General features: G+C 63.5%; 23 protein-coding genes, 1 tRNA gene and 1 pseudogene. 16 read left to right on the top strand and 9 right to left on the bottom strand.

Features of this window, described 5'->3' with window-relative positions:
* The first annotated feature begins 87 nt into the window (after positions 1-87).
* Positions 88-468 carry a YciI family protein gene (locus GNH96_RS13715; RefSeq protein WP_169604183.1) on the top strand — a complete coding sequence of 127 codons (381 nt, stop codon included), beginning with the start codon at positions 88-90 and terminating at the stop codon, positions 466-468.
* A gap of 114 nt (positions 469-582) precedes the next feature.
* Here the strand turns inward: GNH96_RS13715 and GNH96_RS15910 are convergent, their stop codons facing one another.
* Complete coding sequence (locus GNH96_RS15910; protein ID WP_223163431.1) at positions 583-1,938, bottom strand: ATP-binding protein; 1,356 nt, start codon at positions 1,936-1,938, stop codon at positions 583-585.
* Positions 1,935-2,654: a response regulator gene (locus GNH96_RS13705; RefSeq protein WP_169604182.1), complete on the bottom strand. Its 720-nt coding sequence runs from the start codon at positions 2,652-2,654 to the stop codon at positions 1,935-1,937. Before GNH96_RS13705 ends, GNH96_RS15910 begins: the two co-directional genes overlap by 4 nt.
* Positions 2,655-2,820: 166 nt before the next feature.
* Between GNH96_RS13705 and GNH96_RS13700 the strand changes: the two genes are divergently transcribed.
* From GNH96_RS13700 to GNH96_RS13685, 4 genes are all read left to right on the top strand, one after another.
* Complete coding sequence (locus GNH96_RS13700) at positions 2,821-3,960, top strand: methyltransferase family protein (RefSeq protein WP_169604181.1); 1,140 nt, start codon at positions 2,821-2,823, stop codon at positions 3,958-3,960.
* Between the two features lie 10 nt (positions 3,961-3,970).
* The gene (locus GNH96_RS13695; protein ID WP_169604180.1) at positions 3,971-4,378 is read left to right on the top strand and encodes a hypothetical protein; all 408 of its coding nucleotides are present in this window, start codon (positions 3,971-3,973) and stop codon (positions 4,376-4,378) included.
* On the top strand, positions 4,375-4,530 hold the full coding sequence (locus GNH96_RS13690) for a VOC family protein (protein ID WP_169604179.1): 156 nt from the start codon (positions 4,375-4,377) through the stop codon (positions 4,528-4,530). The genes GNH96_RS13695 and GNH96_RS13690 overlap by 4 nt, the downstream gene beginning before the upstream one ends.
* 56 nt (positions 4,531-4,586) lie before the next feature.
* A protein-coding gene (locus tag GNH96_RS13685) for an IS3 family transposase (RefSeq protein WP_169604178.1) occupies positions 4,587-5,716 on the top strand; the annotation gives its coding sequence in 2 pieces (ribosomal slippage) (positions 4,587-4,845 and positions 4,845-5,716; 1,131 coding nt in all).
* Positions 5,717-5,993: 277 nt separating this feature from the next.
* On the opposite strand, the gene GNH96_RS13680 is transcribed toward GNH96_RS13685, so the two are convergent.
* Together GNH96_RS13680 and GNH96_RS16395 are read right to left on the bottom strand one after the other, a co-directional pair.
* Positions 5,994-7,445, bottom strand: a complete 1,452-nt coding sequence (locus tag GNH96_RS13680; RefSeq protein ID WP_169604177.1) for a transposase — start codon at positions 7,443-7,445, stop codon at positions 5,994-5,996.
* A gap of 220 nt (positions 7,446-7,665) precedes the next feature.
* Positions 7,666-7,812: pseudogene (locus GNH96_RS16395) on the bottom strand (ISNCY family transposase); the annotation flags it as partial.
* 295 nt (positions 7,813-8,107) lie between these two features.
* On the opposite strand from GNH96_RS16395, the gene dksA reads away from it, so the two are divergent.
* Entirely contained in the window at positions 8,108-8,539 is a 432-nt protein-coding gene (gene dksA, locus GNH96_RS13675) for an RNA polymerase-binding protein DksA (RefSeq protein ID WP_169604176.1), read from the top strand.
* An 18-nt stretch (positions 8,540-8,557) separates the two neighbouring features.
* Positions 8,558-9,466, top strand: coding sequence for a tRNA glutamyl-Q(34) synthetase GluQRS (gene gluQRS / locus GNH96_RS13670; protein ID WP_169604175.1), 909 nt, complete (start codon positions 8,558-8,560; stop codon positions 9,464-9,466).
* Here gluQRS and GNH96_RS13665 read toward each other — a convergent pair.
* On the bottom strand, positions 9,447-9,926 hold the full coding sequence (locus tag GNH96_RS13665) for an NUDIX domain-containing protein (RefSeq protein WP_169604174.1): 480 nt from the start codon (positions 9,924-9,926) through the stop codon (positions 9,447-9,449). The genes gluQRS and GNH96_RS13665 overlap by 20 nt on opposite strands.
* A gap of 154 nt (positions 9,927-10,080) precedes the next feature.
* On the opposite strand from GNH96_RS13665, the gene GNH96_RS13660 reads away from it, so the two are divergent.
* The 5 genes from GNH96_RS13660 (at position 10,081) to GNH96_RS16390 (ending at position 12,528) form a co-directional block, all read left to right on the top strand.
* Positions 10,081-10,716, top strand: coding sequence for a DUF2959 domain-containing protein (locus tag GNH96_RS13660; protein WP_228719874.1), 636 nt, complete (start codon positions 10,081-10,083; stop codon positions 10,714-10,716).
* On the top strand, positions 10,716-11,162 hold the full coding sequence (locus GNH96_RS13655) for a YcgN family cysteine cluster protein (protein ID WP_169604172.1): 447 nt from the start codon (positions 10,716-10,718) through the stop codon (positions 11,160-11,162). Before GNH96_RS13660 ends, GNH96_RS13655 begins: the two co-directional genes overlap by 1 nt.
* Positions 11,163-11,193: 31 nt before the next feature.
* Positions 11,194-11,655, top strand: a complete 462-nt coding sequence (locus tag GNH96_RS13650; protein ID WP_169604171.1) for a hypothetical protein — start codon at positions 11,194-11,196, stop codon at positions 11,653-11,655.
* Between the two features lie 25 nt (positions 11,656-11,680).
* On the top strand, positions 11,681-12,151 hold the full coding sequence (locus tag GNH96_RS13645) for an FKBP-type peptidyl-prolyl cis-trans isomerase (RefSeq protein WP_169604170.1): 471 nt from the start codon (positions 11,681-11,683) through the stop codon (positions 12,149-12,151).
* Between the two features lie 131 nt (positions 12,152-12,282).
* Complete coding sequence (locus GNH96_RS16390) at positions 12,283-12,528, top strand: heavy metal-binding domain-containing protein (protein WP_223163430.1); 246 nt, start codon at positions 12,283-12,285, stop codon at positions 12,526-12,528.
* On the opposite strand, the gene GNH96_RS13640 is transcribed toward GNH96_RS16390, so the two are convergent.
* From GNH96_RS13640 to GNH96_RS13625, 4 genes are read right to left on the bottom strand one after another with little or no spacing between them, the layout of a single operon-like run.
* The gene (locus tag GNH96_RS13640; RefSeq protein ID WP_169604169.1) at positions 12,495-12,980 is read right to left on the bottom strand and encodes a cytochrome P460 family protein; all 486 of its coding nucleotides are present in this window, start codon (positions 12,978-12,980) and stop codon (positions 12,495-12,497) included. The two genes, GNH96_RS16390 and GNH96_RS13640, sit on opposite strands and share 34 nt — an antisense overlap.
* Positions 12,981-13,028: 48 nt before the next feature.
* Entirely contained in the window at positions 13,029-13,430 is a 402-nt protein-coding gene (locus GNH96_RS13635) for a hypothetical protein (RefSeq protein WP_169604168.1), read from the bottom strand.
* Positions 13,431-13,474: 44 nt separating this feature from the next.
* On the bottom strand, positions 13,475-14,107 hold the full coding sequence (locus tag GNH96_RS13630) for a class II aldolase/adducin family protein (protein ID WP_169604167.1): 633 nt from the start codon (positions 14,105-14,107) through the stop codon (positions 13,475-13,477).
* Positions 14,104-14,997, bottom strand: coding sequence for a CPBP family intramembrane glutamic endopeptidase (locus GNH96_RS13625; RefSeq protein WP_169604166.1), 894 nt, complete (start codon positions 14,995-14,997; stop codon positions 14,104-14,106). The genes GNH96_RS13630 and GNH96_RS13625 overlap by 4 nt, the downstream gene beginning before the upstream one ends.
* 143 nt (positions 14,998-15,140) lie before the next feature.
* On the opposite strand from GNH96_RS13625, the gene GNH96_RS13620 reads away from it, so the two are divergent.
* The 4 genes from GNH96_RS13620 (at position 15,141) to clpX (ending at position 18,682) form a co-directional block, all read left to right on the top strand.
* A tRNA-Leu gene (locus GNH96_RS13620) sits at positions 15,141-15,225 on the top strand.
* Positions 15,226-15,328: 103 nt separating this feature from the next.
* A complete protein-coding gene (gene tig / locus GNH96_RS13615) occupies positions 15,329-16,651 on the top strand; it encodes a trigger factor (RefSeq protein WP_169604165.1) in 1,323 nt (440 codons plus the stop codon).
* Positions 16,652-16,662: 11 nt separating this feature from the next.
* Complete coding sequence (gene clpP / locus GNH96_RS13610; protein WP_169604164.1) at positions 16,663-17,301, top strand: ATP-dependent Clp endopeptidase proteolytic subunit ClpP; 639 nt, start codon at positions 16,663-16,665, stop codon at positions 17,299-17,301.
* Between the two features lie 97 nt (positions 17,302-17,398).
* Entirely contained in the window at positions 17,399-18,682 is a 1,284-nt protein-coding gene (gene clpX, locus GNH96_RS13605; protein WP_169604163.1) for an ATP-dependent Clp protease ATP-binding subunit ClpX, read from the top strand.
* Positions 18,683-18,696: the final 14 nt, after the last annotated feature.

Below are 18,696 nucleotides of genomic sequence, written 5' to 3'. Positions count from 1 at the left end.
AATCGGAGGCATTTGAGTGCCCTGCCATTCAACCGCTTTTTGTTTGCCCACCGCTTGCCTGAAAACCAAACCAGGAGCAATCAATCCATGAAGTATCTCTGTCTGGCCTACGAAGAAGAGCAGAAGCTCAACGACCTGTCCAGAGAGGAGTGGGATGCCCTTCGGGGCGAAACCCTTGCGTATGTGGACGAACTCCGGAACAGCGGTCACCTGCTCGCCACGCACGCGCTCCAAAGCGTCCGGACCGCCACGACCGTGCGGGTCGGGGGCGGCAGGCTGTCGGCCACCGACGGCCCATTTGCGGAGACCAAAGAGCAATTGGGCGGATTCTTCCTGATCGAGGCCCGTGATCTGAACGAGGCCGTCCACATCGCATCGAGGTGGCCCTCGGCCCGCCTCGGGAGCATCGAGGTACGGCCGATCGAAGAGCTGCTCAAGCCGGAAAGCCGCTATGGCCGCACGAAGTAAGCGGTATCCGGTCGTTAGTTCCAACTCATGTATGTCCATGGATTCCAGGACCTGGAGGGACACGTTTGGGAATCGATCTACATGGAACCCAGCGCCGTTGAACAAGCTTAAGACTCAAGGGTTCACGGCGGGCGAAGCGGGTAGGACGATTCTCACCAGGAGGCCGCCGCCCGGCCGATCGTCCAGGGTGATGTCGCCCCCATGCCGGCGCACGACCGTGCGGGCCACCGTGAGCCCGAGGCCCACGCCGCCGGTTTCGCGGCTCCGCGAGGATTCCAGCCGGAAGAACGGAGCAAACACTCGGCTCCGCATCGACTCGGGGATTCCGGGACCGCGATCGCCGACCGTGATTTCGATGGCGTTGTTCTTTTCGGCCACGGTCACGGCCGCTTCCTGCCCATATTTCAGGGCATTATCGATAAGATTGGCGAAGGCGCGGCGCAGGGACACCGGGCGGCCGCGATAAGTCAAGTGCGGCGGCCCGTCATAGGAAACGGCCTGCCCGGCATCCTGAAGGTCATCGCACAGGCTTTGCAGAAGCATGGCCAGATCCACGGGGGTCACGGGCTCGGTGGCGGCGTCGTCGCGGGCGAACATCAGGGTCGACTGCAGCATGGCCTGCATCTCCTCGAGATCCGCAGCGGCCTTGCGGCGTTGTTCCGCGTCGGCGATGAATTCGGTCCTAAATCCCAGCCGGGTCAGGGCGGTTCGAAGGTCGTGAGAGATGGCGGCCAGCATCAGGGTGCGGTCTTCGATCAGGCGGCGGATGCGGTTTTGCATGCCGTTGAAAGCCTTGGCCGCCTGGCGGATTTCGCTGGGTCCCTCTTCGCTCATGGGCGGGGCATCCACATTGGCGCCCAGGCGCTGCGCGGCCAGGGAGAAGCGGGCCAGCGGCGCGGTCACCTTGCGAGCGGACCAGACGCCCAGCGCCGCGATCCCGATGAGCATCAGGCCGGCGGCCAGCACCAGCCTCAGGGTCCAAAGCCCGCCGATCTCCTCGCCGGCGATGACGAAGCGCAGCCAGGTCTGGTCCGAAAGCGCGATCCACACCTCGGCGGGCCCTGGCTTGATCCAGCCTGGGGGCGAAGGAGCGTCGGCCGCATAGCCCGCCGCGACCCGCTCCAGTCCGCGAGTCTCCGACAGGACCCGAATATCCCGCGCCAGATGATGGGTCATGCCGTCCTGGCGCAGCGGTGGCGGGGTCGCGCGAAGCTCCCAGGTCACGGCCAGGCGGCTTTCGTTCAGGGCGGGCAGCACGGCGGGACGATGCTCGGCGGGCAGCCGCTCCATGATCGAGGCGATGACGGCGATGCGGTGCAGGTTTCGGAAAGTCTCGTCCCAGCCCTTGCCGTGGAAGAAATCCAGTTGGTACACGGAAAGGCTGACGGTCACCGTGAACACCAGGCCGGCGAAGAGGAGCCCCATGGTCCTGCCGGCGATGCTGTCGGGCCAGAGTCGCACGGCGGTCACCACCGCCGTTCCACGCGGGCCGCGAACAGATAGCCGCCGCCGCGCACGGTCTTGATCAGCGCGGGCTCATTGGGATCGGCTTCGATCTTGCGGCGCAAGCGGCTCAGCTGCACGTCGATGCTGCGGTCGTAAGCGCCGGCGAGACGCCCCTTGGTCAAATCCAGCAGCTGATCGCGGCTCAAGACGCGCTGGGGGTGCTGCGCGAAAGCGGCCAAGAGATCGAACTCGCCGCCGGTCAGCGGCATCAGCACGCCGTCGGGGGAATGCAGCTCGCGCCTCGCGAGATCGAGCCGCCAGCCGTCGAAGACCAGGGTGTTTCCCTCTCCTTCCGGTTTGCCCGAGACGTCGCCGGTCCGGCGCAACACCGCCTTGATGCGGGCCAGCAGTTCCCGCGGGCTGAAGGGCTTCACCACATAATCGTCGGCGCCCATTTCCAAGCCGACGATGCGGTCGGTCTCCTCGGCCAGCGCCGTGAGCATGATGACCGGCAGCCTGGAAGTCGCCCTAAGGCGCCGGCACAGCGCGAGGCCGTCCTCGCCGGGCAGCATCAGGTCCAGCACGATGAGATCGAAACGGCCCGTTTCCAGGAGCTTGGCCATGGCTCGCCCATCCGCCGCCGCGTCCACCCGGAAGCCGTGCCGGCCGAGGAATGCCGTCAGCAACTGGCGGAGCTCGCGGTCGTCGTCGACGATCAGGATGTGGGGAGATCGGGTCATGGGTGGATTATGAAAGATGATCCGCCCCGATTCGAAGGAATTTTGTAACAACGGGTTACCGAGCCGGCGATTGAAATCCTCCGTTACAAAAACCGGTGTTTGACGAAATCGTTTCGCAACCGATGAGGTTTACCTTTTGCCCATCCCTAACGGAGGACCCAAAGCCATGACTACTCTACCCGAATCCAAGCCTTCCCAGTCCCCGGCAGACTGGCTGAAGTCCGCGGCCTGGCTGTTCTATCTGGCTGTGGGCCTTGAAATCCTGTTTATGATCAGCCCGGCGGCCTTGTACTTCTACTCGCTGTACGGGCCGGCGTTGAATGCCCTCGACCACTTCTGGGCTACGGCCTGGCTCACCCAGTTCTTCCTGCCGCACATCTCGACGACCCGCAGTCTCCTGCTCAACGCCCTTCCGGGCATCGGCGGATTCCTCGCGACGGTCGGGGCGGTGTGGTTCCTGGCGGCGGCGGGCCAGCTCTATTGGAGCAAGTTCCACCGCAGGGGGCTGGTCACCACCGGCCTGTACGGTCTCAGCCGCCATCCGCAATATACCGGACTGGCGTTGTTCGGGCTGGGCGCCCTGCTCTTGTGGCCGCGCTTTCTGGTGCTGATCGCCTACGTCGCGATGCTGTTCCTGTACCGGGCTCTCGCGGCCCTGGAGGAACGACGCTGCGTGGAGGCGTTCGGCGAAGCCTATCGCGATTATCAGGCCCGCACCCGGCCGATTCTGCCGATAGCGCCGGAGTCTTTAGGGGTCCGTTGGGTGGAGATCGCCCGGACGAGGTTGGGTCGCATCCCGGCATTGCCGATCGTGGCGACTGCTTTGGCGGTGGTGATCGCCTTGGGCCTTCGGGAATACGCGCTGACACAAATCACCGCGTTCTACGAAAACCACAGCGCCGTGCTGTCGCCCGCGCTGCTCAGCGACCGTGAGCTGCGTTCGGCCTACCGCACCGCGCTGGCGGATGCCGGCGTCTGGCAGGCCATCACGAGCACGGGCACGGCGCCGCTGGTGGTCCATGTCCTGCCCCAAGAATGGTATCTGGCCGATTTGCCCTTGGACGCCGAGCCCATGTCGGGCGGCCACCATACACCGGCGACCTTCGACCGGCGCCATTACAAGCTGCTGTTCAGCCGGGCGCGCACCCACGAACCCCGCGCCGTCGGCAAAGACATCATTCGCTCGGCCCATGGGCTGAACCCGTTCCTGCTGGCCAGTGTCGACATTGCGGCCGGCACGGTAAGCATTGTCGAAACGCCGCCGGCCTACGTGCGCTGGGGCGATATTCCCACCCCTTTGTTTTAGGAGATTCGCCATGAAGCAGCATAGTCTCACCTGGGCCCCCGTCGCGGCGCTGGTGGCGCTGGCATCGGGTTGCGCCGATCCGTCGCCGGTCAGTTTGTCCGGAGCCGATGATGTGGCGACGGTCAAGGTTTCCGGCGCGGGGCAGAACCTGTCGGTATCCCACCCAGGACGGTTCGACCTCACTGTGTCGGGCGACGGCAATACGGTTCGGGTACCTTCCGGAAACGTGATCCGGACTTTGCGGGTCAGCGGCGTCCATCACGGGATTTCCGTTTCCTCCGGGGCGTCCGTGCAATCCATCCGGCTGTCCGGGACAGGAACGACCATCCATCTGCCGAAGGATGTCCATCCGACCGTGAGCGGCAGCGGCGTGGGCAACCGGATTCTCAACCATGTCGAAGCGGAGGTTCCGCCATGAAAATCAAACTGAACAGCCTGTTCGTGGGCGATCAGGACAAGGCGCTCAAGTTCTATGCGGAAGTCCTGGGCTTCGTGAAGAAACAGGACATCCCGATGGGGGAGTTCAGATGGTTGACAGAGCCGGCCCCGGAAAATAGGACAGCCGCTTAGGTGAGGTTTCTGTTCTAATCACCGGCCCTAGGAAGGGCTGAAATCGGAGAACAGAGATGAAGAGAAAGAGAAGAAATCACTCGGCGGCCTTTAAGGCCAAGGTGGCCCTGGCAGCGCTCAAAGGCGATAAGACGTTGGCGGAGTTAGCGGAACAGTTTGAAGTTCACGTCAACCAGATCACGCAGTGGAAGAGCCAGTTGCAGGAGCGGGCGAGCGACGTGTTCGCCACAGCCGCGGAACGCAGTGAGTCGAGCGGGCCAGACGTGAAGGAACTCCACGCCAAGATCGGGCAGTTGGCGATGGCGAATGATTTTTGAGTCGCCGCGCTCGGTCGCGTCGGCGATGCGAGCGCAAAACGATGATTGACCGGTCTGACAAGCTCCCTGTGGTGCGCCAGTGTGAATTGCTGGAGCTATCCCGCTCTTCGGTGTATTACGTGCCCCAGCCAGTTTCAGAAAGCGATCTGGCCTTAATGCGTCGGATCGACGAGTTGCACATCAACCATCCGTTTGCTGGCGCCCGCATGCTGCGCGACCTGCTGCGCCTGGAAGGCATTCAGGTGGGCCGCCGGCATGTGTCCACGCTGATGAAGAAGATGGGCATCGAGGCGCTGTATCGACGGCCGAACACCAGCCGGAAGCATCCGCAGAACCCGATCTTCCCCTATCTGCTGCGCGGTCTGGAGATCACCAGAGCGAACCACGTAGGGGCCATGGATATCACCTCCATCCCCATGCGCAAAGGCTTCGTGTACCTGGCTGCGGTACTCGACGGGGCGACCCGGCGGGTGCTGTCTTGGCGACTGTCCAACAGCCTGACCACGGACTTCTGCATCGAGGCCGTCGAGGAAGCTCTACAGCGTCATGGCAAGCCGGAGATCTTTAACACCGACCAAGGCAGCCAGTTCACCAGCACAGAGTTTGTCGATCTGCTCCAAGGTCAAGGTATCCGAGCCAGCATGGACGGCAAGGGCCGCTGGGTCGATAACGTATTTGTCGAACGGCTTTGGAAAAGCGTGAAATACGAGGAAGTTTACTTGCATGCTTACGACTCAGTTTCTCAAGCAAGGCAAGGCTTACAAAGCTATTTCAAGTTTTACAATGAACGGCGGCCTCATTCATCGCTTGATGGCAAGACCCCGGATAGCGTGTACTTTAATTCGCTGCCACTCCAGAAGGCAGCCTAAACCGCAGAAGCCCACTTAAGCCCGGTAAAATCCTGTCTAAAAAACCGGGGCCACCGCAGTGTGCCCATTGAGGCGGAGAATGCGCCTGTGACGGGGCCTTGTCAACGGACCTGACCGGTCCTTGCGGTGGCAGGAATGAACTTTTCGGGCGCCGCCAAGGGAGGTGCGACGGTGAAAGACACATTGACAACCGGGTTGACGGTAGATCGGCGCAAGTGGAACACGCCGGGCTCGAAATACCGAGTCGGCAGGCGTTGGTCCGGGTGATGGGTATGGGCTACCAGCTGACCGTTTGATCGAATTCGAACTCGGGAGCCGGTTCACCGCGTTCCGGATCGCGGTCGGCGGATTGATCCCAATCGAAGGTTTCCATCACCGGCGGGGATCTGGCCGGCGAAATCGGCGGGGGCGCGGCGGGTTCACCGATATGGAGAAGGATGCGCTGCACCGGCGCCGGTTCGGTGATGAAGGCGATCAGCCGCATCTCGCCGCCGCATTCCGGGCAGAGCAACGGCAGCACCTGATAAATGCGGGCAATCAGCGCGGCCCACAGATAACGAGCGGGGCTATGGCGCTGGCTTTCGGCTACTTCCTCTGGTGTTCGGGTGTCTTCCTGAAGTGGCCTGGATGGTAGCGGGACCTCCAGAGGCAGGCCGGCATACGCTGTCACCGCCGGGCGCAAGGGCGCATGGGGCGCCAACACGCCGTGGTAGCGATGCCGGTGCTTGCGCGGTGGCGGCACCAGGGCGGCGAGACGATCCATAAATTCCAGGGGTGTCAGGTAGAGGACCGTTTGCCCGTCGGGGCGGGGTTTGGGCAGATGATAAATCAGCCGCTGATCCGGTTCGATCCACGCCAAGCGGTCGCTCGCAAAGACCGGCCGAGCACAGTAGCGCAGCAGGCGTTCGAGACCGGCGCGATCCCAGGAGGGCACCCAGACCTCGGCGTTGAGCGAGAAGCCGCCGCTGTGGTCCCATGCCTGCATCGTTTCGACCGCCTCAGGTGACAACAACTCCCGGCGTTGGAAGAGCCTTAACACCCGTTGCCGAGTCTGCTGCTGCACACGGGCGATGGCGGCGTCGGTCAGGAACGCCGGGTGAAACCGAATCGCCTCCTCGGCCGTACTGAACACCTCATCCACCACGCAGCAGTGGAAATGCAGATGGGCGTTCAGTGCCGAACCGAAGCGATGAACAAAGCTCACCGCCCCGAAACGGGCCTCGCCGGGTGCGTCCAGGCTGCAGGAGCGCAGCGCCGCTTCCACTTCGGCCAGGAAAATCCGAAGGACCGCATTGACCAGCCGGGCATCCTGGTGGAGGAAATAGCGCAGCCGTTTCGGCATCGACAAGACCCACTGCCGCACCGGAACCTGGGGAAACACGTGATCCACCAGATGAGCCGCCGTTTCGTCCATCCGCCGTGTGTTGCACGAGGGGCAGACGCCACGGCCTTTGCAGGAAAAGGCCACCAGATAATCGTGGCCGCAATGATCACAGCGCGCCCTGGCAAAGCCGTTCGCCAGGATGCCGCAGGTCAGGTATTGCCGGAATTCGTGCTCGATGTACGCGGGTACCGAGTCCTCGCCGCCGTCGCCGGAGTGGGCCATTTCCAGCCAAGTCTCCAGATTCTTTTGCACCACCTGATAGACCACGCTCCGCTCTGGCCGGCGCGGTTGGTAAACCGCTGGCCGCGTGGCAAGCTTGGGTGGATCGCGGGCACAGACCGACATGGAATCCGGGAACGGGCACTTGGCGGCCCCCGCCCTTCGAACCCGTCATGGGGGCTGCCGTCGATTTGCACCAACTCCCCCGAGCCGGGGACGGTGCAGCCGGGGTGGGTGGCTTACGCTTGACCCGCGCCGGCTTGGCCTGCCACAGCCCGGCTTGATGCATCCACTGGCGTAGGGTCTCCTTGGAGACCGACAACCCTTCAGCCCGTAAATACTCTGCCGCCAGCGTCGGGCCGAAGTCAGCATAGTCCTGGCGTACCCGCGCCAACACCTTTGCCTTGAAGTCCTCATCGAAGCGGTGGTTGGAGGGTTTGCCCCGGCGGCGGCTCACCAGTCCCGCTGCCCCTTCCTGCCGGTATGCCCGCACGAGGCGCTTGACTTGACGCGGTGACAGCCCAAGCCGCCCTGCCGCCTAGGCAATCTTCATCCGCTTGGCTGCCACCTCTCGCACCAATTCCAGGCGGCCCAATTCCTTCGCGCTCATCGTCACCATCCTCTCGGTCATCTCGCCCCCCCTCCAAAATCCAAAAGGGGACATCTCTATCTTGCCGAAAGGGGACATTACAACTTTGCTCTTACAGGGATTCAAGGAATTCTTGCCTGAGCCGATACATTCTGTTATCAATTGTCGATTTAATCCGATACGGCCAAGGAGCTAGTGGATGTCCAACGTCAAAGCCCCCGAAACCCCGTTCAGCTTCGCTCCCTACGAGCTCTCCGAGGGCGAGGAGTACATGAGCCCGGGGCAGGTCGCTCACTTTCGCCGGATACTCCAGAACTGGAAATCCGAACTGATGGCGGAGGTCGACCGCACCGTCCACCATATGAAGGATGAAGCGGCCAACTTCCCCGACCCGAACGATCGCGCCACCCAGGAATCCGAATTCAGCCTCGAGCTGCGTACCCGGGATCGTGAAAGAAAGCTGATCAAGAAGATCGAAGAAGCCCTGGAAAACCTGGAGCGCGGCGAGTACGGCTACTGCGAGACCTGCGGCGTCGAAATCGGCCTGCGCCGGCTGGAAGCGCGTCCCACGGCCACCCAGTGCATCGACTGCAAGACCCTGGATGAAATCCGCGAACGCCAGCTCGGCTGACGGGCAAGCCGCGCCGGTTTGAAACCCCTCCTTTCATCCGCCCCCTACCGGGGGCGTTTCGCTCCCTCTCCCACCGGTCCTCTTCACCTCGGTTCGCTCTACACCGCGCTGGTCGGATTCTGCGAGGCCCGCCGCCGGCGTGGCGCATGGCTGGTCCGCATCGACGACGCCGACCGGCTGCGCTGCCGGCCGATTCATGCCGACGACATCCTGCGCACCCTGGAAAAACACGGCCTGTGGTGGGATGAAAACGTCCTGTTCCAGAGCCATCGGGACGAAATCTACCGCGCGGCGCTGGAGCGGCTTGTGAGCGACGGCCTGGTGTTTCCCTGCACCTGTCCGCGCCGTGAGCTGGCGGCCTCCGGCCAGGTCTATCCCGGCAATTGCCGGACCCGCGACCGGCGTCCGCCCGCCGGCGAACACGCTCTGCGGCTCAGGGTGGACGAGGCGGTCGTCGGCTTCGACGATCGCCTCCAGGGGCGGTTCGAACAGGACTTGGGCAACGAAGTGGGCGACTTCGTCGTCCGCCGGCGCGATGGCATCCCCGCCTATCACCTCGCCACCGTCATCGACGACGCCGAGCAGGGGGTCACCGAGGTGCTGAGGGGTGTCGATCTGCTCGATTCCACCCCCCGCCAGATACTGTTGCAGGAACGCCTCGGTCTGCCACGTCCGGATTATTGCCACATCCCGGTACTGACTGACCGCGGCGGCATCAAGCTGAGCAAGCAGGCGGGAGCTCGCGCCGTGGACGCGAACACGCCGTCGAAGAACCTGTGGACTCTGCTGACATTGCTGGGATTCGCGCCGGAGCCGGGATTGCTCGGCGCGCAGCCTGCGGAGATTCTGGACTGGGTGGTAGCGCGTTGGGACATCCGTTGCCTTCCGGCCGGTCAGGGGATCGACGTCAGCGGGCTGGCGCCTTGATGCCTCCTGGCGGCTCGCTTCGATCGACGCGCAATGGCGCGGGTCGCCCCTGCTCCCGGAACCGCCGGTAGTCGGCGAGCACCTGGGCGTGATCGAACACGAGGGGGCTCGGCAGCTCGTCCAGGCCGACGATCCGGCAGGTCTTGGCATCGTCCGCGGCCTGCGGGTTGCCGATGGCTTCGGCGACGTAGACGGCAGTGACGGTATGGCCGCGGGGATCGCGCGCGGGGTCGGAATAGAGCCCGAGCAGGGCGGTGAGGCGCACCGCCAGGCCGGTTTCTTCCAGCGCTTCGCGGATCGCGGCGCGTTCCACCATTTCGCCGACGTCGACGAAACCGCCGGGGATGGCCCATCCCAGCGGTGGAAACCGTCGCTCGATCAGCACGATGGGGCGGCCGGGGCGGTCGGTCAGTTCGATGATCGTGTCGGCGGCGAGGGAGGGCGTTTCGGGACGGGGCATGGCCTTCCTTTTGTACGTGGGCGGTGTCTTGGGAGTAAAATCCGCAGCTCCCGCGGGTGTGCCCGCGGAATTTCTCGGAGTGGTTTCGACGATGCGTAAATCGGGTTTCGGTTGCGGAAATGATTTTACCTTGGCCGGGCTGCTGAGTCCGATCATGCGGTTGATCGGCGGCAGATTCCAGAAAATCTATTTCCAGGTGGTCGAATCGGCCGGGCGCCACAAGCGCGACATTCTGGTGGCGCGGGTCGACAGCGCCCGCGGCAGCCTGGAGGAGGCGAAGGAGCAGTTCCAGACCGCCCTGGAAAAATTCAGCGCCCTGACCCATTTCGACGGCGGCGCGCTGGAAGACGTCTACCGGCAGCTCAAGATCGAATTCGACTATTCCACCTCCAAGGCGCTGGCCGTGCGCGACCGGATCGACGCGGTGCAGGACGTGGCCGAGGCGCTGTTCCGGGAGTGGGAGGACGAGCTCGACCAGTACACCAACCGCAGCCTGCGGGCGGCGAGCCGGCAGAAGCTCAAGCTGACCCAGCAGCATTATGCCCAGCTGATGAGCGCCATGCGTCGCGCCGAGGGCAAGATCGACCCGGTGCTGCGGGTGTTCCGGGATCAGGTGCTGTTCCTCAAGCACAATCTCAATGCCCAGGCCATCGCCTCGTTGGAAAGCGAGCTGACCGGCATGAGCCACGGCGTGGCGGGTCTGATCCAGGCGATGGAGCGCTCCATCGACCATGCCGAGGTGTTCATGCGCACCTTGAGCGGTCCCAAGGCCTTGCCGGCCGGATCCTGATGGATGCGGCGGTTCCCTTTTGGCGCGCCAAGGCGCTAGCCGATCTGAGCGATACCGAATGGGAATCGCTGTGCGACGGCTGCGGCAAGTGCTGCCTGCACAAGCTGGAAGACGAGGACACCGGCGAAATCCTTTATACCCGCGTGGCTTGCCGCTTGCTCGACATTGCCGCCTGCCGCTGCACCGGGTACGAAGACCGTTTCCGCCTGGTGCCCGATTGCGTGAATCTGCGTCAGGTGCCGGATCAATTCCACTGGCTGCCCGCCAGTTGCGCCTACCGCCTGCTGTCCGAAGGGCGTCCGCTGCCGGACTGGCATCCCCTGGAGTCGGGCGCGGCGGATTCGGTTCATCGGGCGGGCCAATCCGTCCGGCGATTCGCGGTTTCGGAAACGGTGGTGGAGCGCATCGAGGATCATGTCATCGAAGGTTTGGGCGATGCCGTATGATGTCGCCCTTTGCAACGGATTTGAGGATGCGATGGATTCCAAGACTGTAGTCGATGCCTCTCTTGCCAGGCTCGATACACTGCTGGCCGAGGACTACGGCGCGAAGGGCCAGGGCCTCGCCGACAGGATTCGTGGCCTGACCGCAGTCCTGCCGGCGGATACCCGCAAACGCCTGCTCGACCTGGTGGCGCAGGGCGAATCCCTGGCGCGGACGGGGGCCGGAGAGCGGGCGTTGGCCGAGTTCGTGTTCGACTGCGGCGTGGCTTACGAGCGGGTCGATTTCCTGCGCAAGGCGCAACTGGCGGAGGACCTGGGGCTGGTCGGAATGAACGGGCTGCCGCCGGCCGAGCTGGAGCGCAGCGATCTGGATGCGATGGCCCGCTTCATAGCCGCCCGCGATCGGCTGGTGGCCAAGGTGGCGAGCTTCACGCTCAAGGCGCTCGCGGTCATGGGGGCTTTGTTCGTCATCGGATTGGTTTTCGGGGTCGTCTGACGGCTGCCGGCTTAGGGGGAATAAGATGTTTTCAGCAGCGACATCGATGTGGCGCGGGTTTTTGCCGGCGCTGTTTGCCATCGGCCTCGCAGCGTGCGGGCCTTCGTTCGACGGAGAGAAGAATCTGATGGAAGCCAAGCAGTTCATGGAAGCCAACAAGCAGAAAGCCGGCGTGGTCACCACGGCCAGCGGCTTGCAGTATGAAGTGATCCGCGAGGGCGCGGGCGAATCGCCCAAGGCGACGGATACCGTGACGGTCAACTACAAGGGTGGCTTTCCCGACGGTTCGACCTTCGATGCGGGGGACGGCATCAGTTTCCCGCTGAACGGGGTGATACCGGGATGGACGGAAGGTCTGCAGCTGATGAAACCGGGCGCCAGGTACCGCTTTTTCATCCCGCCGGAACTGGGTTATGGCGAGTATGGCGCCGGCCGGGTCATTCCGCCGAATGCCGCGCTGATCTTCGAGGTGGAACTGCTGAAGGTTGGCGGCTGACCGAACGCCGACGCACTTCATTTTTCCCTCGGAGCCGTTTTAGCGCGGCGCTGGGGTGAACTCGATGCCAACCGGAGAGTGACCGAAGCCAGGGCAGGCGGCGACGTGTTCGACTTCAGGGGGGACTCGACATGGCGGAAACAACCGAACCGTTCGCTGGGGAAAGGCAGGTTTACACCTGCCCGATGCATCCGGAGGTGGTTCGCCTCCAGCCCGGCCACTGTCCCTGCCTTTGTTCATTCTGGCGATGGGGCATGATTTTTTCCCGGAAGTCGTGGGGGCTTTCTGGAACCCTCAACGCTGCAGCGTCTCGAGGGCGAAAGCCCCTCCTGATACCGGGGAGTTACGGCAGTTTCGCGGGATGGGTGAAGACGTAGTCGGCGGCTTTGGCGCCGCTGTGGCAACCCATGCATTCCTGGGCGAAATCGGCGTTCACGCCGTAGGGCTTCTGTTCCATTCCCAACCAGCGGGCATAGCCCCAGCCGCCGGTCGAGGCGTACTTGGCGGCATCCTTCACCATGAAATCCGCTTGCGTGAAGTCGCCCGGTACCTCGGCCGACGGGAACAGCTCGTGGGTGCCCTTCTTCCAGGACAGCTTGACGAGAATCGCGCCGTCCGGCCAGGGATGGGTCTTGCCTTCGCGCGCGGCCTTGACGGCGATGTCGTTGCCGAGGATCGCGCGCAAATTGTTCTGCTCGATCCGTGAGGAAACGCCGATCATCTTCCAGTCCTTGTAGCCGGCAGGGAGCGAAATGCCGTTGGGCGCGGCTGCCGGTTCGGCAAGGGCCGCGGCGGCGGGAAACAACAGGGCGATGGCAAGTTTGCGCATGGGTAGTCTCCTTATGATGAGGACGTTGCTCTGGGATGTCAGGTCGAGTCAGGCCTTGGGGCCGACGTGCACATAATAGGCATGGCTGCGTTCGCAGCCATCCTTGCTGAAGCCGTTGATCAGTATCCGGACCCTCGCGCCGGGTTGGCCGATCGGGGCCTCGGGGCGGCCTTCGACGGTCAGGCGTCCGCTGCGCTGCGGCGTGATCGTGGGCGTGACCGGCTTTCCGTCCACCCAGATTTTCAGCGTGGCGCCGTCGGTATTATCGGAAGCCGTGAAGGAAAACCGGTCGAAGACTTCCACGCTCGACTCGTTCGCGGGCGACTCTTCGAAAAACAGGGGCGGGGTGCAGTCGAGGATCAGGCCGCCGTGATGGCTGAGCGCGGCGCCCGAGGCCGTCGCGGCGATCAGCGGCAGCGTCGCGCAGGCGATGATGGTCTTGAGTCTCATGACGTAGCTCCGTGGTGCGGTGTTCTTGCTGGTTGCCCCGCGACTCAGGTGTCGTCCAGTTGCAGGGCTTCGGCGAGGTAGCCTATCAGAATCCGGGCGGTGGCTTCGACCGTCCGGCCGTAGGCGATGATGCCGTCGGCGTGGCCCAGCATGGCGATCAGCGGTATGCCGGGCCGGGCGGCAATTGCTTCCACCGCCAGCGCCATCTCGGGCGTCCCGTAGTCGATGGCCGGGGAGGTGGTGGGAAGGCCGAGCCTCCCGGCGTGGCGCCAGATTTCCGGGGAATGGGCGTGCATGACGCAGTGCCAGGCCGGATCGGCCCGGTAGACGGCGGCATGGGTCAGGGCTTCGGAGGACGGCGGGACGGGGCCGCTTGCTTCCAGCCGGTTCGCCTCCAGATTGAAGCCATGCACCTCGCAATAGTCGCTGGCGCTCAAGCGAACTCGGCCCCCGGTCTGCGTGCCGCTGATCAGGAAGCGGATGCCGTCGCCGGGCAGCCGGAGGCTGACGTTGCCGTAGGCAAGGCCGCCGTAGCGTTCGGGGTCGCGGCCGTTGAGGCCGAGCATCCGGATGATGCTGCGCCAGGCATTCAGCTCCCGGATCGGGTCTGGCGAGGGCGCAGGGGCTACGGTGAAATTCAACCTGTATTTGGTGACGCCTTCGCTGCCTGCCATCATCGGGCGTTCGCTCCCGGGCGGGTGGCGAACAGGAACAGCAGCGTGCAGGCGCTGATCCAGCCGGCGGAGAGATAGCCGATGATGGCGTCGTAGGAACCCACCAGTCCGCCGAACGGCCCGGCGTTGCCGTCGTAGGTGAACGACTTGCAGGTCTTGATGACGAAGACCCAGCCGGCGTGGATGCCGATGCAATAGCCCAGACCCTGCGCGGTCCGCGCACGTACGCAGCCCAAGAACACGCCGGCGCAGACCAGCGCCAGAAAGGAGCTGAAGTCGGCTTCCGCGATGCCGTTGCCCACCGCGTCGGCCAGTACCGTGAAGCCGCTGTCCCAGTTCAATTCGCTCTCCGCCAATTTCAGCCGGCTGCGAAGGAAATGCGGCAGCACGTAATAGAAGGACGTGATGGCGATGACGTAGACGGGTCTTACGAACTTTGCCAGTATCGCGAAGGTCAAACCCCGAAACAGCAGTTCCTCGCTGGTCCCCAGCAGCAGTGCGGCGCCGATGTGCTTCAGCAGCAGTATCGGAAGGGAAGGGTGGCGGGCCGCCTGGACTTCACTGAAGACGCGGATGTCGAGCGCCATGATCACGGCGACGTGCAGACCCAGCATCAGCAGGCCCAAGCCGAGCCCGATGCCGATCTGGCGGCCGAATAGGGCGTAACCGGCGGGAAAACCCACCGACTGCCAGCCGATCCCCAGCCGCCGTGCGCCCAGGATGAGACCGGCGAAGACCAGCAGCAGCGTACCGCGGCTCAGGATCGTGGTGAGGGAGAGTGCGCCGCCGCTCAGCCGGGTCAGCGGGTAGCTGAGGGCGGCGACGAGGATCAGGGCAAGGGCGAGACAGACGAAAGGAGCAAGCGCGGCGGCGAGAACGGAACGGAGGCGCATCGGGGAGGATGTGAAAATTTGTCGAAATCCCTATAATACGGCGTGATTTTTTGCCGAAACCGGCCCCATCGTCTGCCATTTCCGCGCTTCCATGGCGCCCGTCTTGCCAGACGCCGCGAGTATAATTGAACCGTGAATTCATTGCGAATGTGGCGAAACTGGTAGACGCGCTGGATTTAGGTTCCAGTGGGGAAACCCTTGAGAGTTCGAGTCTCTCCATTCGCACCACCCTTGTTTGCCTGTCCGCCATCCGCGCTTGCGCGATGAGGCGTGTCCGGCACATCCCTGATTGAAGCGCCCAAGCCCAAGTTGAACCCGAGGTATTTTGAGTATGCAAGTGTCCGTTGAAGCCGTCTCCGAGTTGAACCGGAAAATGACCGTGAACGTGCCCGAAGAGAAGATTCGGGAAGAGGTCGAATCACGCCTGAAGTCACTGACCCGCGAGGTCAGGCTGGACGGCTTCCGTCCCGGCAAGGCGCCCTCCGGCCTCATCCGCAAGCGCTATGGCGCGCAGGTGCGGCAAGAGGTGCTGTCGGAGATGATCCAGTCCAGTTTTCAGCAGGCCGTGAACGACGAAAACCTGAAGCCGGCCGGCATGCCGCGGATCACCGCGACTGCCATCGGCGACGGCGAAGGTCTGTCCTACATCGCGGACTTCGAAGTCCTGCCGGAGTTCGAGCTGGCGCCTCTGGAGGATCTCCAATGCCGCCGCTTCACCAGTGAAGTGACGGACGGCGACCTCGACGCCATGATCCAGCGGCTGCGGGAGCAGCGCCGGATCTGGCGCGCCGTGGAGCGTCCCGCCGCCTTGAACGACCAGGTGGTGATCCATTTCGAAGGCAAGCTGGATCACGAGAGCTTCACCGATGGCCGGGTCGAAAATTTCCGCATCGTGCTGGGTTCGGGGCAGTTGATTCCGGGCTTCGAGGACAAGCTGGTCGGGGCCGAACGGGGCGCGCGGATGAGCTTCGATCTCGAATTCCCGGCGGAGTACGACAACGAGAAACTGGCCGGCAAGATGGCCTCGTTCGATGTCGAAGTCGCCGAGATCAACGAGAGCGTGCTGCCGGAAGTCGATGCCGATTTCGTCAAGGCTTTCGGGGTGGATGGCGATGTCGAGGCGTTCAAGTCCGACGTCCGGGACAACATGGAGCGCGAAATGCGGCGCGCTCTGAAGGTTCGCACCAAATCGGCCGTCCTGGACGCATTGCTGGCGGCCAACTCCTTTACCTTGCCCGAAGTCCTCGTGGCCGACGAGCTGAACGACCTCCTGCAGCCCTACCACAAGGCGGCCGAACAGGGGAATCCGGGCGTCGAGCTGGAAACGCTGAAAGAGCGTTACACCCCGCTGGCGAAGCGGCGCGTGGCCCTGGGTCTGATCCTGAGCAAGCTGATCGACGCCAACAAGCTCAGCGTAGATCGCAAGCGCGTGCGCGCCACCATCGAGGAACAGGCCCGGAGCTACGAAAATCCCGATCAGGTCGTCAATTGGTACTATTCCGACAAGAACAATCTGCGCGAGATCGAGAACCTGGTTCTGGAAGAGCAGGTCGTCGATCTGATCCTGTCCAAGGCAGCGGTGACGGACCAGAGCGTGGACTTCGCAAAGCTCATGGCGCCGGCAGGCACCGCCGAGCAGCAACCCCAAGCATGAGGCGGCCGACGATGTTTGGCGACATGGGCCTGAAACAGGCGGAAACCGCAGCGGGCGGGCTGGTGCCCATCGTGATCGAGCAGTCGGCGCGGGGCGAGCGGGCCTTCGACATCTATTCGCGGCTGCTGAAGGAGCGGGTCATCTTCCTGGTCGGCCAGGTCGAGGACTACATGGCCAACCTGGTGATCGCCCAGCTGCTGTTCCTGGAGTCCGAGAATCCCGACAAGGACATCCATCTCTACATCAACTCCCCGGGCGGCGTGGTGACGGCGGGCCTGGCCATCTACGACACCATGCAGTTCATCAAGCCGGACGTCAGTACCCTGTGCGTCGGGCAGGCCGCCAGCATGGGTGCGCTGCTGCTGGCCGGCGGCGCCGCCGGCAAGCGTTACTGCCTGCCGCATTCGCGGATCATGATCCACCAGCCGCTGGGCGGTTTTCAGGGCCAGGCGTCCGACATCGACATCCATGCGCGGGAGATTCTGGCGGTCCGCGACCGTCTCAACAAGATTCTCGCCCACCACACCGGCCAGCCCATGGAAAAGATCCAGATCGATACCGATCGCGACAACTTCATGGGCGGAGACGATGCGGTGAGTTACGGTTTGATCGATAAGGTGTTGACTCAGCGGGCCGTGACAGCGGTGTGAATGTCGGATAGATTTGGACCCTGAAGAAGGGTACCAGCCGCGATCGTGAGTCCGTCCCGAGGGCGGATTCCGGTGCGGAAGACGAAGAGGTAAAGCGATGAGCGAGGATAAACACGGCAAAGACAGCGGCGGCAAGCTCCTGTACTGCTCGTTTTGCGGGAAAAGCCAGCACGAGGTGCGCAAATTGATCGCGGGCCCGGCGGTGTTTGTCTGCGACGAATGCGTCGAGCTGTGCAACGACATCATTCGCGAGGAGTTGCAGGAGAGCGCGTCCACCGGCGCCGACAAACTGCCCAAGCCGAAAGAGATCAAGAGCGTCCTGGATGAGTATGTGATCGGCCAGGAGAAGGCCAAGCGCATTCTTTCGGTCGCCGTCTACAACCATTACAAGCGGCTGCGCGCCCACACCCACGGCAAGAAGAACGAAGTCGAGCTGGCCAAGAGCAACATCCTGCTGATCGGGCCGACCGGTTCGGGCAAGACGTTGCTGGCGGAAACGCTCGCCCGCCTGCTCGACGTACCCTTCACCATCGCCGACGCGACCACGCTGACCGAGGCGGGCTATGTCGGCGAGGACGTGGAGAACATCATCCAGAAAATCCTGCAGAAGTGCGACTACGACGTTGAGAAAGCAGAGCAGGGTATCGTCTATATCGATGAAATCGACAAGATTTCGCGCAAGGCCGACAACCCCTCGATCACCCGCGACGTCTCCGGCGAAGGCGTGCAGCAGGCCTTGCTCAAGCTGATCGAAGGCACCGTGGCTTCGGTGCCGCCGCAGGGCGGGCGCAAGCATCCGCAGCAGGAATTCCTGCAGGTCAATACCGCCAATATCCTGTTCATCTGCGGGGGCGCTTTCGCCGGCCTGGAGAAAATCATCCGCTCGCGTTCCGAGCAGGGCGGCATCGGTTTCGCGGCGGACGTCAAGAGCAAGGATGACAGCCGCAATGTCGGCGAGGTGTTGGCCGACGTCGAGGCCGAGGATCTGATCCGCTATGGCCTGATTCCGGAGTTCGTGGGCCGCCTGCCGGTGGTGGCGACGCTCGAAGAGCTGGACGAGCCGGCCCTGGTGCGCATCCTGACCGAGCCCAAGAATGCCCTGGTCAAACAGTACAGGCGGCTGTTCGAGATGGAGTCCTGCGAACTGGAAATCCGCGAAGACGCGCTGGGCGCCATCGCCCGCAAGGCCATGGCGCGCAAGACCGGAGCGCGGGGCCTGCGGACCATACTGGAGCATACGCTGCTGGACACGATGTACGAGCTGCCTTCCTCGGACCGGATTTCCAAGGTGGTGGTCGATGAAAAGGTCATCAACGGCGAAAGCGAGCCCCTGATGATTTATGACAACAGCCTGGAAAAGCAGGCGGCGGCAGCGGATTGAGCGGCCGCTGCGGG

The sequence above is a fragment of the Methylococcus geothermalis genome, assembly GCF_012769535.1.
GTDB lineage: Bacteria > Pseudomonadota > Gammaproteobacteria > Methylococcales > Methylococcaceae > Methylococcus > Methylococcus geothermalis.
This window is presented reverse-complemented; position numbering and strand designations above follow the sequence as displayed.